Source organism: Microbacterium sp. NPDC019599, from assembly GCF_040632175.1.
Lineage (GTDB): Bacteria > Actinomycetota > Actinomycetes > Actinomycetales > Microbacteriaceae > Microbacterium.
In genome coordinates, this window is record NZ_JBEYBL010000011.1 from 74,809 (window position 1) to 87,332 (window position 12,524).

The 12,524-nt window shown below is 72.5% G+C and carries 15 protein-coding genes; 4 read left to right on the plus strand and 11 right to left on the minus strand.

Features of this window, described 5'->3' with window-relative positions; translation table 11 throughout:
- Nucleotides 1-135: 135 nt before the first annotated feature.
- Nucleotides 136-621: a hypothetical protein gene (locus ABZ477_RS16800; RefSeq protein WP_360135520.1), complete on the minus strand. Its 486-nt coding sequence runs from the start codon at nucleotides 619-621 to the stop codon at nucleotides 136-138.
- A gap of 27 nt (nucleotides 622-648) precedes the next feature.
- Between ABZ477_RS16800 and ABZ477_RS16805 the strand changes: the two genes are divergently transcribed.
- On the plus strand, nucleotides 649-942 hold the full coding sequence (locus tag ABZ477_RS16805; RefSeq protein WP_360135522.1) for a DUF503 domain-containing protein: 294 nt from the start codon (nucleotides 649-651) through the stop codon (nucleotides 940-942).
- Between the two features lie 65 nt (nucleotides 943-1,007).
- Nucleotides 1,008-1,724 carry an ion channel gene (locus ABZ477_RS16810; protein ID WP_360135524.1) on the plus strand — a complete coding sequence of 239 codons (717 nt, stop codon included), beginning with the start codon at nucleotides 1,008-1,010 and terminating at the stop codon, nucleotides 1,722-1,724.
- Nucleotides 1,725-1,730: 6 nt separating this feature from the next.
- Here ABZ477_RS16810 and ABZ477_RS16815 read toward each other — a convergent pair whose 3' ends face one another.
- Entirely contained in the window at nucleotides 1,731-2,258 is a 528-nt protein-coding gene (locus tag ABZ477_RS16815) for a WHG domain-containing protein (RefSeq protein ID WP_360135526.1), read from the minus strand.
- Nucleotides 2,259-2,335: 77 nt separating this feature from the next.
- Between ABZ477_RS16815 and ABZ477_RS16820 the strand changes: the two genes are divergently transcribed.
- On the plus strand, nucleotides 2,336-3,046 hold the full coding sequence (locus ABZ477_RS16820; RefSeq protein WP_360135528.1) for an MBL fold metallo-hydrolase: 711 nt from the start codon (nucleotides 2,336-2,338) through the stop codon (nucleotides 3,044-3,046).
- A gap of 62 nt (nucleotides 3,047-3,108) precedes the next feature.
- On the opposite strand, the gene ABZ477_RS16825 is transcribed toward ABZ477_RS16820, so the two are convergent.
- The 9 genes from ABZ477_RS16825 to ABZ477_RS16865 form a co-directional block, all read right to left on the minus strand.
- Nucleotides 3,109-4,233, minus strand: coding sequence for an NAD(P)-binding domain-containing protein (locus ABZ477_RS16825; RefSeq protein ID WP_360135530.1), 1,125 nt, complete (start codon nucleotides 4,231-4,233; stop codon nucleotides 3,109-3,111).
- A 61-nt stretch (nucleotides 4,234-4,294) separates the two neighbouring features.
- Nucleotides 4,295-5,725, minus strand: coding sequence for an amino acid permease (locus ABZ477_RS16830; protein ID WP_360135532.1), 1,431 nt, complete (start codon nucleotides 5,723-5,725; stop codon nucleotides 4,295-4,297).
- Nucleotides 5,726-5,790: 65 nt separating this feature from the next.
- Nucleotides 5,791-6,690 carry a homocysteine S-methyltransferase gene (gene mmuM / locus ABZ477_RS16835; RefSeq protein ID WP_360135534.1) on the minus strand — a complete coding sequence of 300 codons (900 nt, stop codon included), beginning with the start codon at nucleotides 6,688-6,690 and terminating at the stop codon, nucleotides 5,791-5,793.
- The gene (locus ABZ477_RS16840; protein WP_360135536.1) at nucleotides 6,687-7,106 is read right to left on the minus strand and encodes a YchJ family metal-binding protein; all 420 of its coding nucleotides are present in this window, start codon (nucleotides 7,104-7,106) and stop codon (nucleotides 6,687-6,689) included. The genes mmuM and ABZ477_RS16840 overlap by 4 nt, the downstream gene beginning before the upstream one ends.
- Complete coding sequence (locus ABZ477_RS16845; RefSeq protein WP_360135538.1) at nucleotides 7,106-7,453, minus strand: TraR/DksA family transcriptional regulator; 348 nt, start codon at nucleotides 7,451-7,453, stop codon at nucleotides 7,106-7,108. Before ABZ477_RS16845 ends, ABZ477_RS16840 begins: the two co-directional genes overlap by 1 nt.
- A gap of 63 nt (nucleotides 7,454-7,516) precedes the next feature.
- Complete coding sequence (locus ABZ477_RS16850) at nucleotides 7,517-8,824, minus strand: DUF6716 putative glycosyltransferase (RefSeq protein WP_360135540.1); 1,308 nt, start codon at nucleotides 8,822-8,824, stop codon at nucleotides 7,517-7,519.
- Complete coding sequence (locus tag ABZ477_RS16855; RefSeq protein WP_360135542.1) at nucleotides 8,821-9,693, minus strand: N-acetylneuraminate synthase family protein; 873 nt, start codon at nucleotides 9,691-9,693, stop codon at nucleotides 8,821-8,823. Before ABZ477_RS16855 ends, ABZ477_RS16850 begins: the two co-directional genes overlap by 4 nt.
- Complete coding sequence (locus tag ABZ477_RS16860) at nucleotides 9,690-10,883, minus strand: acylneuraminate cytidylyltransferase (RefSeq protein ID WP_360135544.1); 1,194 nt, start codon at nucleotides 10,881-10,883, stop codon at nucleotides 9,690-9,692. Before ABZ477_RS16860 ends, ABZ477_RS16855 begins: the two co-directional genes overlap by 4 nt.
- A complete protein-coding gene (locus ABZ477_RS16865; protein ID WP_360135546.1) occupies nucleotides 10,880-11,788 on the minus strand; it encodes a hypothetical protein in 909 nt (302 codons plus the stop codon). Before ABZ477_RS16865 ends, ABZ477_RS16860 begins: the two co-directional genes overlap by 4 nt.
- A gap of 165 nt (nucleotides 11,789-11,953) precedes the next feature.
- Here ABZ477_RS16865 and ABZ477_RS16870 point away from each other — a divergent pair, with 165 nt between their 5' ends.
- On the plus strand, nucleotides 11,954-12,481 hold the full coding sequence (locus ABZ477_RS16870; RefSeq protein WP_360135548.1) for a hypothetical protein: 528 nt from the start codon (nucleotides 11,954-11,956) through the stop codon (nucleotides 12,479-12,481).
- Nucleotides 12,482-12,524 lie beyond the last annotated feature (43 nt).

Here is a 12,524-nt window from a genome sequence, read left to right on the forward strand (position 1 = left end):
GACCGCGCGTCGGGCGGAAGGGGTTGCGCGGAGACCGCCGGACAGGTCCCGCATCCGGTCGAGATTGCGCAGACGACCGGTCCGACTCGATGGCGGCGGTCGTTCGCGCAATCTCGGCGCTCCCCCGCCGGCGCGTCACGGCGCCGGCGGGAGTCCGATCGTCCACTCGGCGCCCTCGTGGGCCCGCCTCGCCTCCGGCGTCGGGAGGAGCTGGACGAGCCCGCGTGCGGGCCAGTCCTGCTCGGGCGTGTACGCGTCCTCGTACATCGAGAGGTGGCCTCCGCCCGTCCGCTCGCGCACCTCACGCAGCCATGCGACGTAGGCGGGGTCGGCGCGCCGGGCGTGCGCGTATGGGAGGGCGAGCCCTTCGAGGGCGTCGGCGAGGGACGCGGCATCCCATTCGGTCCGCCCGTCGCCGAAGACGTCGAAGCCGCGGCCGTTCGTGTAGGCGAGGAGCCTGTCGCGTTCGATGTCGCGATCGTCGCCCGGCGCTGCGACGAAGACGCGGCAGCGCCAGTGACCCGTCGCATAGAAGTTCGCGCGGATGCGCACACCCTGAAGTCCCCGCTCGTGCAGCAGCGCGACGGCGTGCACGATCATCGGCTCGGGGCGGGGCTCCATGGGCACACAGTAGGCGACGATGGATGCATGTGGGTGGGCTGGATCGAGTTCGACATCCTGCTGGGCGACGTGCACTCTCTCAAGGAGAAGCGGCACATCGTGCGCCCGCTCGTCGCGGAGCTGCGGCGGCACACGGAGGGCTCCGTCGCCGAGACGGGACTGCAGGACCTGCACCGGCGCACGGCGATCGCGGTCGCGGTCGTGTCGGGCGATCCGGCGCATGTCCGCCACGTGCTCGACCGCGCCGAGGGGATCGTGCTCGAGCATCCCGAGATCACGCTCCTGTCCGCTCGCCGCCGGCTGCACTCGAGCGACGACTGAGCTGCCCGGCGCCGGCCCGGCTGGGGCGTGGCTGTGGAGGCGGCGCGAGCCCTAGTGTCATGCGCATGACTCAGGAACGCTGGCGGCAGCTCACCGAGTGGCCGCTCATCATCGCGTCGATCCTCTTCCTCGCCGCCTACGCGTGGCAGGTCATCGCCGACCTGTCGGGGCCCGCCGACCAGTTCGCCGAGCTCATCCTGTGGGTCACGTGGGGCGCGTTCGTCGTCGACTACGTCGCGAACCTGCTGCTCGTCGAGCGCGAGCGCCGGTGGCGGTGGTTCTACACGCACCTCTTCGACCTCGCGATCGTCATCCTCCCGATGCTGCGGCCGCTGCGCATCCTGCGGCTCGTGACCCTCCTCGCCGTGCTGCAGCGCACGGCGGGGTATGCGATCCGCGGCCGGATCTCGGTATACGCCGCGGGAGCTGCGAGCCTGCTCGTCTTCGTCGCGGCGCTCGCGGTCCTCGACGCCGAGCGGGACGCGCCCGGCTCGACGATCACGACGTTCGGCGACGCGCTCTGGTGGGCGTTCGTCACGATCACGACGGTGGGCTACGGCGACGTCTCGCCCGTCACGGCCGCGGGACGCGCGATCGCCGTGGGCCTCATGATCGGCGGCATCGCGCTCCTCGGCGTCGTGACGGCGACCCTCGCGTCGTGGATCGTCGAGCGGGTCGAACAGCACGACGAGGAGCGGGATGCCGCGCAGGTGCGCCACATCCGCACGCTCGAGGCGAAGCTCGACCGCATGCAGGAGACGCTCGACAAGCTCGCCGCCTGACGCGCGTCAGTGCCGCTCGAGCCCCCGCCGCAGCGTCGCGAGCCCGAAGGCGAACGCGTCGTCGAGGTCGCCGCCGAGGCGGAACGCCCCCGCGAGCTCCATCTGCAGGAATCCCGTCGCCCACGCCGTCACGAGGCGCGCCGCCTCGAGAGCGTGCTCCTCGTCGACGAACGGCCGGACGCTGCGCAGGATCGCGGCCGACGATCTGTCCAGCGCCTCGCGCGGCGGCGCCGAGGTGAAGACGAGACGAAAGCCCTCGGGTCGGTCGTGCGCGAACGCCCGGTATGCGCGGGCGAGCCCTTCGAGCGAGCCGTCGGATGCCTCGAGCCGGGCCGTGAGGTCGTCCAGGGTCGCGGCGGCCACGGCGGAGACGAGCGCCTCGCGGTCCCGCACACGCTTGTAGAGCGACGGCGCCCGCACGCCGACGCGCTCTGCGACGCTCTGCATCGTGAGGCCGGAAGGCCCGCCATCCTCGAGGAGCTCCTGCCCGGCGAGGACGATCTCGGCGAGCGACGTGCGTTCCGGCGTGGGCATCGGACCTCCATGGCTATTGACATTAGCCATGATAGCTACGTATCGTAGCCATGACAAGCATTCCGAAGGAGCCTGACATGCAGCTCGGACCGCACCTCCGCCGCCTCGGCAACGACATCGTCGCGTCCTACCTCGTGGACACGGACGAGGGCATCACGCTCATCGACGCCGGCCTGCCGGGGCACTGGCACGACCTCATGCGCGAGCTCGAGACCCTCGGCAAGTCACCCGCCGACATCCGCGGACTCGTCCTGACGCACGGCGACAGCGACCACATCGGCTTCGCCGAGAGGCTCCGGCGTGAGCACGGCGTGCCCGTCTACGTCCACGCGGCAGACGCCCACCGTGCTCTCACGGGCGAGAAGCCCAAGACGCCGATGGGGCCCATGAAGCTCGGTCCCACGCTCGGCTTCTTCTCCTACGCCCTGCGCAAGAACGGCGTGCGGGCGATCTACCCGTCCGAGGTCGTGGAGGTCCACAACGGCGACGTGCTCGACCTGCCCGGCTCGCCCGTCGTGATCGGGATGCCGGGCCACTCGCCCGGGAGCATCGCGGTGCACATCCCGAGCGCCGACGCCGTGTTCGTGGGCGACGCCCTGACCACGCGGCACGTCCTGACGGGCCGCGAGGGGCTCCAGCCCGCACCGTTCACGGACGACCCCGCCGCGGCATCCCGCTCCCTCGACCGGATCGCGGGGCTCCGGGCCTCCTGGGTGCTGCCGGGGCACGGCGCACCCTGGCACGGGTCGCCGGCCGACGTCGCCGCGGCCGTGCGGGCCGCGGGCTGAGCCGAGGGGCGCAGGTGCGGCCCGGGCCCAGGTGCGGCCCGGGCTCAGGCTGCGGCCCGGGCTCAGGCTGCGGACCGCTCCGCGGTGCCACCTCGTTCGGCCCGATCGGCCCACTCGGCGACGATCGCCCGCACGGCATCGCGCCCCGCGCGGTTGGCGCCGACCGTCGACTGGGACGGCCCGTAGCCGATGAGGAAGAGTCGCGGCTCGTCGATCGAGCGGCCGTTCGCGACCCGGATGCCGCCCTCCGGCGTCCGCAGGCGCAGCGGCGAGAGGTGGTCGAGCGCGGGCCTGAAGCCCGTGGCCCACAGGATGACGTCGGCGGGCTCGAACGTGCCGTCCGGCATCCGGACTCCGTCCGCCTCGATGGAGGCGAACATGGGATGCCGCACGAGCACGCCGCGCGCCTGTGCTGCGCGCGCCCACGGCGTCCAGTGCATGCCCGTGACGGAGATGACGCTCCCCGGCGGCAGCCCTTCGCGTACCCGCGCCTCGACGCCCGCGATCGCCGCGACGCGGGCCGGCACGTCGAAGTCGTCCTCGATCCATTCCGGGTCGCGTCGCGTGACCCAGAAGGTGTCGGCGACGTGCGAGATCTCGTCGCGGAGCTGGACCGCCGACACGCCGGCTCCGACGACGACGACGCGCTCGCCCGCGAACTCGTCGGCCGAGACGTAGTCGCCGACGTGCAGCTGCCGACCGCGGAACCGCTCCTGGCCCGGGTACCGCGGCCAGAACGGGCGCGTCCACGTGCCGGTCGCGTTCACGACGTACCGGGCGGCCCACGTCCCCGCGTCGGTCTCGACGAGCAGCCGGCCGTCCGGATCCTCGTCTGCGCGGCGGACGGCTCGCACGGTCACGGGGCGCTGCACGTCGAGCGCCAGCCGCGCCTCGTACTCGGCGAAGTACGCCGGGAGGATGTCGCGGCTCGCCGCCCGCGGATCGGCGGGCGGCACCGCGAATCCGGGCAGCTCGTGGATGCCGTTGACCGTGCCCATCCGCAGCGACTGCCAGCGGTGCTGCCACGCTCCCCCGGGCCGGTGGTTCGCGTCGAGCACGACGTAGGTGTCGTCGCCGGGGGTGGCGCGGCCCGCCGGAGCGAACCCGCGCCGCTGCAGGTGGTACGCGGCGGACAGCCCCGCCTGCCCGGCGCCGATCACGACGACGTCGACGGGTGCGGGGCTCATGTCTGCTGGAACACGCGCAGGCCCGCGCGGATTCCCTCGGGCGCGAACGAGCGACCTGTCGCTACTCCCCCGCCTCCTCGCGCGCCTCGGCGACCGGATCGCCGAGCGTCGAGTGATGTCGGCCCCACAGCAGGTAGAAGGCGAGGACGACCGCGAGCCACACGAGGAACCAGACGTAGGCGGTCCACGGCAGGCCCGTCATGATGTAGACGCACGCCGCGACCGAGAGGATCGGCACGACCGGATAGCCCGGGACGCGGAACGAGCGCGGCAGGTCGGGGCGCGTGCGCCGCAGCACCATGACGGCGATCGAGACGACGATGAAGGCGACGAGCGTCCCGATCGAGACGAGGTCCCACAGGTCGTCGAGCGGGACGAAGCCCGCGAGCAGCCCGACCGCGGTCGCGACGACGATGGTCGTGAACTCGGGCGTGTGGGTGCGGGGGTTGACGCGCGCGAAGACCTTCGGCAGCAGTCCGTCCCGTCCGATCGTGAAGAAGATGCGGGTCTGCCCGAACAGCGTCACGAGGGTCACGGAGAAGATCGAGATGACGGCCCCCGCCGCGAGGACCGTCGCTCCCCACGGCGCGCCGATGACGTCCTGCAGGATGACGGCGAGCCCCGCCTCCTGCTGCGCGGGGTCCGAGAAGTCCTGCCACGGCTGGGTTCCGAGCGCCGCGACCGCCACGAAGAGGTAGATCGCCACGACGATGATGAGCGCGATGACGATCGCGCGCGGAAGCGAGCGCTGGGGGTCGCTCACCTCGTCGCCGGCCGTCGCGACGGTGTCCAGGCCGATGAACGTGAAGAAGATCGTTCCGGCGGCAGCCGTGATGCCCGCAGCGCCCATCGGCGCGAAGTCAGCGAAGTAGTCGGCGTTGAAAGCCGTGAACGCGATCGCCCCGAACATGACGAGCACGCCGAGCTTGACGAGCACCATGACGGCGTTGACGATCGCCGACTCCCGCGTCCCGCGGATGAGCAGCACGGCGCAGGCGGCCACGAGGATCATCGCGGGCAGATTCACGATCCCGCCCTGCGCGGGCGCCATGCTGAGCTCCGGCGGGATCCGCCACCCGAAGAGGTCGTCGAGCAGCTGATTGAGGTAGCCGCTCCACCCCGCCGACACGGCCGCCGTCGACACCCCGTACTCGAGGGTGATGCACGCCGCGACCCCCATCGCGACTGCCTCGCCCATCGTCGCGTAGGCGTAGGAGTAGCTCGAGCCCGACACCGGCACCGCCGAGGCCATCTCGGCGTAGCAGAGCGCCGACAGCCCTGCGGCGACGCCCGCGAGGAGGAACGAGATGATGACGGCCGGCCCGGCGAGCGGCACCGCCTCGTGCATGACGAAGAAGATGCCGGTGCCCACCGTCGCGCCGACGCCGAGCATCGCGAGGTGGAACGTGCCGATGCGCCGTGTGAGGCCGCCCGGCGTAGGGGTCGGCGGGACGATCGGCTTCCGGCGCAGGAGCTGCTCGCGAAGACCCACGGATGCCCCTTCCGACGGCGTGTTCGTCAGCGTAGCGCGTCAGGAATCCGCCGCCAGGGGGTCCGTCACGCGTCGCCGACCGCCGCCGCGACGGCCCGGATCTCCGCGGGGCTGACGCGACAGCATCCGCCGACGAGCCGCGCGCCCGCCGCGACCCAGGAGCGGACGTGGTCCTCGAGGGGCTCGCTTCGGCCCGTCCAGGCGCGACGCCGCGCGTCCCACGCCTCGCCGCTGTTCGGGTACGCGACGAGGGGCTTGTCGGTGACGGATGCCGCGACCTCGAGCGCCGCGCCCACTTCGCTCGCATCGCAGCAGTTCACGCCGACCGCGACGACGTACGGGGATGCCGCGGCGACCGCGAACGCGTCGGTGAGGGCATCACCGGAGCGCAGGGCGCCGCCGGCCGCGGTGACGCTGACCCACGCGGGCGTTCCGAGTCCCTCGAGCTCGGCGGTGAGCGCCTCGACCTCGGCGAGCGACGGAATCGTCTCGATCGCGAGGATGTCGGGACCCGCCGCCGCGAGCGCCTGGAGGCGCCGACGGTGCCACGAGCGCAGCTCGGCGACCGTCAGGCCGTAGTCGCCCGTGTACTCGCTGCCGTCGGCGAGGGTGGCGCCGTACGGTCCGACGGATGCCGCGATCCACGCCCGACCGGCGAGCCCGGCGTCATCACGCGCGTGCCGGGCGAGCAGCACGCTGCGTGTGAGGAGCAGGTCGACGGCCTCGGCATCGAGCCCCTCGGCCTCGAGCGCTTCATAGCCGACCTGGTACGACGACGTGATCGCGACGCGAGCGCCCGCCTCGAAGAACTCCGCGTGGGCCGCGCGGATCTCGCGCGGCCGGTCCAGGAGCAGCTGGGCGGACCACAGCGATGAGCTCAGATCGTTCCCGCGCGACTCCAGGAGGGTGCCGAGGCCCCCGTCGAGCACGACGGGACCCGAATCGATGGCGTCGAGGAGGCTCATCCGACGTCTCCGTCGAGGTACCACCACCGGCCAGCGTGACGGACGAACCGGCTGCGTTCGTGCAGCGTGCCCTGGTCGCGGCCTTCGCGCCAGTGCGCGCGGAACTCGACGGTCCCACGATCCCTGGCCTCCTCCGCCGCGACGATCTCGAGCCGCGTCCAGCGCAGGCGCGGGTCCAGGTCGACCGACTCGGGCCGCGTGCGCGGGTGCCACGAGGCGGCGAGATGTCGCGCGTCGCCCACGACGAAGGCCGTGTAGCGCGAGCGCATGAGGCGCTCGGCCGTCGGCGCCGGGTCGCCGTGCAGGATCGGGCGACAGCATCCGTCGAATCGGTCCCCACTGCCGCAGGGGCACGGGTCCGCCGCCGCGACGAGCGGAAAGCCGTCGCGCCGCGAGGCCGCCTGCCCGAACGACATCAGCGGGCCGCCTTCGCGGCGCAGTCGACGCAGCGCGTCGCGGTCGGGCGCGCCTCGAGGCGGGCAGGCGGGATGCTGCGCCCGCAGTCGACGCACACGCCGTACGTGCCGCGCTCGACGCGCGCCTGCGCCGCGTCGATGTCGACGAGCTCGGACGCGGCCCCGGCGCGGAGCCCCTCGAGGCGGGACCACTCGCCCGACAGCGTGACGCCCTCGGGGTCGTGCTCGTCGTCCGCGGACTCCGCGGCGCGACCGCGGCGCAGCTCGGCGATCTCGGCGTCGAGCACGGCGAGGCGGTGCTCGGTCGCGAGTCGGTTCTCGCGGAGGAGATCGGCGGGCGCGGTCATGATCATCGAGCCTACGGTCGGCCACGCAGACCACGGCGATGCGACGGCAGCGCGTCCGAAGGCTCAGGTCGCCGTCTGCTGAGCCGGCGTCGGCCCGATCACCCACCGCCGCACGCGCTGTCCCATGCGCACGACGCCGCGGAGCGGCATCCCGATCGCCATCGCTGCGAAGCCGCTCGGCGTGTGGTCGTGCGGCCCGAGCACGAGTTTGCGCTCCCACGCGTCGCGGAACCGTCCGCCGGCACGCGCGAGCGGCGGCTTGGGTGCGAGCCGGCCCTCGCGGCGGCGCGCCACGAGATCGGCCAGCAGGAGCGGCAGGTCGTCGTCCGCCGGCTCATGGAAGTAGTTGTCGCGCAGCCACGACGCGGACGGATGCCGGAACCGCCGTGCGACGACGTCCTCCTCGCTGCCGAACAGGCCGCTGTCCTCGAAGACGAGGTTGATGAGCCGGGGCGTCACACCGAACGTGTCGAGCGCGATGACCGGGATGCCCCGCGCGATCGCCTCGACGGCGGCCGTCGAGCTGACCGTGACGAGCCCGTGCGCGGAGTCGAGGGCCTTCGACATGGGCGCCGTCGACGTGACGAGGTTCGGTGGCAGCGGCCCGAGCGACGCGATGAGGTCGGGCAGCGCGTCGTGCTCGACGTGCGTCTGATGCTCGCCGGTCCGTCCGCGCACCTTCAGCACGACGCGGCCGGATGGATCGGCCTCCGCCGCGCGCACGAGCAGCCGCGCGACCCGCAGCCGGTCCTCACGCTCACGCGGGACGATGGCCTGGGCCGCGAAGACGAGGTCGGTGCCCGTCGGCTCGATCGCGTCACCGCGGCTCTCCACGTCAGCCGAGGTCGGACGGGTCAGCCGATCTTCCGGACTCTCCTGGGCGAACGGGAGCCGCGTCAGCGCGAAGCGCTGCGGCATGCCCCGCTCGCGCGCGAGGGCGGCGAACTCGCGCACCTCGCGCCGCGAATGCAGGACGAAGAGGTCGCACTGCGTGCGGTAGACGAGCGCCTTGCGCGTCGCGGGGATCGAGATGCCCGGGAGGCCCGACACGATGACGGGCCGCGGCACGAGCCCCGCGACGAGCCGTGCGAGGACGCGCACGAGCGGCCCGCGCGCGGCGATCAGCACGACGTCGGGGCGCAGCGCCGCGAGCCGGCTCGCGAGTTCGTCGTACTCGACACGCGCCACGCGCTCCAGGCCGCTCCCCGCGACGGCCGAGCGCAGCTGCGCGGGGCTCACGACGACGGGCGTCTCGAGCACGAGGAGCTCGGCATCCGTCTCTCCCGAGAGCCCGCCGAGCAGCGCCGCGGCCCACTTGACGTACGAGTCGGTGTCGGCGATGCCGACGATGCGGCGCGGGGCCGGCGTCACGCGGGGACGCGCCGCAGCTTCGCCATGGGAGCGAACTCCCCGGGGAACACGCGCTTGACGCCGTCGCCGAGAGCGGCCTCGATGACGCGGATGTCGCGCACGAGGTGCTGCAGGCCCGCGGGCTCCAGCGAGGCGGCGTGGTCCGAGCCCCACATCGTGCGGTCGAGCGTGATGTGCCGCTCGACGGCGACGGCGCCGAGCGCGACCGCCGCGAGCGAGATCTGCAGGCCCCGCTCGTGGCCTGAGTACCCGACCGGTACGCCGGGGTAGCGGTCGCGGAGGGCCGGGATGACGCGGAGATTCGCCTCGTCCGGCTCCATCGGGTACGTCGAGGTCGCATGCATGAGGACGAGCCGGTCCGTGCCGAGCACGTCGATCGCGCGGTCGATCTGGTCGATCGTCGACATGCCGGTCGAGAGGATGACGGGCTTGCCCGTGTCGCGGAGCGCCTCGAGCAGCTCGACGTCGGTGAGCGACGCCGAGGCGACCTTGTGCGCGACGACCCCGAGGTCCTCGAGGAACGCGACCGACGGCACGTCCCACGGCGACGCGAACCACTCGAGCCCGCGCAGGAGCGCGTGGTCCGAGATCTCGATGTACTCGTCGCGGCCGAACTCGACGCGGCGGCGATAGTCGAGGTACGTCATGGTGCCCCACGGCGTCTCGCGCAGCATGTCGCGCATGTGCTCGGGCGTCGCGATCTCGGGCGTGCGCTTCTGGAACTTCACCGCGTCGGCACCGGCGTCCGCCGCGACGTCGATGAGCTGCTTGGCGAGCTCGACGTCGCCGTTGTGGTTGAGGCCGATCTCGGCGATGACGTAGGCGGGGCGTCCGCCTCCGATGACGCGGGTTCCGATCGTGACGGTCACCGTGCACTCCTCTGGTCAGGGGTGGAAAGGGTCTCGGGGGTGCGCGCGGCCAGGACGCGCTCGGCGAGCGCGCGGACGGCCCCCGCACCGCCGGGCCGATCGACGACGACGCGCGCGGCGGCGAGGACGAGCGGATGCGCGTCGGGCACCGCGGCGGGCCACCCGACGACCTCGAGGCAGCCCAGGTCGTTGACGTCGTTGCCGAGGTACGCGATACGCGAGAGGGGGATGCCGGTGCGCTCGGCCCACGCGGCGAGCGCCGCGGCCTTGTCGTCCACGCCCTGGAGCACCTCGACGCCGAGCTTGCGGCCCCGCGCGCTGACAACCGGGTTCGTCTCGGTCGACAGGATGAGGATCGGGATGCCGGCCTTCCGCAGCAGCGCGACGCCCATGCCGTCGGACCGGCTGACGCGCACCGACTCATAGCCCGTCTCGTCGACGTGGACCGTGTCATCGGTGTGGACGCCGTCGAAGTCGGTCACGACAGCATCCGCGTCGACCGACTCGGGAGCGTCGATGAGCCGCACGAGCACGCGCGCCCGCTCGAGCTCCGCGGTCGTGTCGATCTCGATCGCGGTGTGGTCGGGCACCTCGATGACGCCGACCCGGCCGAAGAAGCGGTGCCGTGCGAGCTTGAACTCGGCGGCGTCCAAGACGTAGAAGGCCCCCGTCTCGAGGTAGTGCGGCTCGCGGTCCTGGCGCCGCGGGCGATGTGCGGCGTCGTGGTTGATCGCGATGGCGTGGGACGCGGCGTCCCTGGCCCACACGAACCCATAGGACTCGATCGCCGAGAAGGCACTGTCGAAGACCCGCTCGCGCACGGCCCGGACGCCCTCCGCGAGCGCCGCCGCATCGATGAACGGCGAGGTCGCCTGCAGGAACGCGATCGTCTCGACCTCGACGCCGCGCGCGGCGAGCGCGTCGACGGCGTGCAGCAGCGCGCTCTCGGAGCTCGCCGTGTCGCCAGCGATCGCCGCCGGTCGCTCGACGACCTCGGCGTCCCACTCGCGCGCGACCGCTGCGATCTCGGCGTCGTCCGTCGAGACGACGATGCGGTCGATCGCGCCGCTCGCCCGGGCTGCCGCGATGGCGCGCGCGACGAGCGGCACGCCGCCGACGCGACGGAGGTTCTTGCGCGGGACGCCCTTCGAGCCGCCCCGCGCCGGGATGATCGCGACGACCTCGCTCATGACGCGACTCCCTTGGTGCGTGCCCGGCCGGGCTTCGTCCGGATGACCGATCCCGTGCCCTCGAGGACGAGAGGCAGCGTCGTCGCGGTGCTCGACGGCAGCGTGTAGATCTCGAGCGGCTCGCGCGCGCCGGCGAGCACGAGCTCGGCGGGCAGGCGTGCGGGCGAGATCGCGACGTTCCGGATGCCGCGCACGGCGTCGAGCTGGGCCGGAGTCTCGCGGCGATGAGGCAGGTAGGTGACGGGGCCCGTCGCCGCGACGGCCTCGACCCACGCGATGAAGTCGGCGAGCGCCATGCGGCCGTCGACGGGTCGCGCGCTGCCCATGACGACGCGCGGTCCGATGTCGGCCGCCTCGGGGGCCGTCGCCCGCGTCCACTCGAAGCGGTGGGGCTGCACGGCGACGCCGTGCTCGGTGAGCCGATCCCGCTCGGGGATCTCGAAGGCCGTGAACAGGCAGGCGCGCCCGCGGGAGCCCCGCCGCAGCGTGCGCTCGAGTGCGACGGGCGCGAGCGCCGTCGTGAGTCGGCCCTCCTCCACTCCAGGCCGCGCATAGGGCACCGTGCCGACGAGGGCCTTCGCGAAGGCGAGCGTGTTGGCGCCGTCGTCGAGGAACGTGAGGGTCTTGGGCCGCAGGAGCGTCACGGCGAGCCGGAACTGGCCCGAGAAGCCGTCGCCGATGAGCCAGTGGTCGTGCTGCGACAGCAGCGTGAACGGGATGCCGAGATACGGCTGGGTCTCGCCGAACCGGGCTCCGCGGGCGATGAGCTCGTCGGCCGTCTCGCCCATGTGCGCCGTGAGTCGTCCCGCGACCGGAACCGTCCGCTCGTGCGCGTGGGCCCACTCCGCTGCGCCCACGAGCTGGAGCGGCGACTCCACCCAGGCCACCACCGCGTCGCGACTCATTCCACCTCCGGCGGCGCACTTCGCCGCAGGATCCCACCGTGATCGCGGGCGGTGGACGGCGAGCGCACGCGGGGCGTCGCCCCGTCGACCTGGAGGTGAACATCGCGTTGCTGCTCCTGTGGACAGCGGGGGCTGCGCTCAGCCGGCGGCGGTTACGGTGGGGGCGTGATCTCTCGCGTGGCTCCGGCGGCGCTCGTGCTCGCGCTCACCGCCGCGATGACGAGCGGATGCTTCGCGCAGCCCGAACCCGAAGAGAAACCGCTGTTCGAGACCGAGGCGGAGGCGTTCGCCGCCGCTGAGGAGACGTACCGGGCGTATGTGGATGCGCTCAATCAGGTGGACCTGAGCGACCCGGAGACCTTCGAGGACGTCTATACCTGGACGACCGGCGAGGCGAATGCAGGGGAACGAAAGTCGCTCTCATCGATGCACGCCGACGGTTGGACCGTGGACGGTGCAACCGAAGTCATTTCCATCTACCCGCTTGTGTACTCGCCCAGGAGCGAACCAACCGTCGAGTTGGGCACCTGCACTGATGTGAGCGCGATCGATGTGAGGGATCCAGACGGCAGTTCTGTCGTGAGTCAGGATCGACCAGATACCCAATCTTCCACGGTGCAACTCGTGAGCAGTGCGACTTCCCCCACCGGCCTGCTGATCTCGGTGATCGAAGGCTCCGACGTCTCTTGCTAGCTGCATTCGTCGCATTGTCGCTGGCCATCTCCGGCGCCTCAGC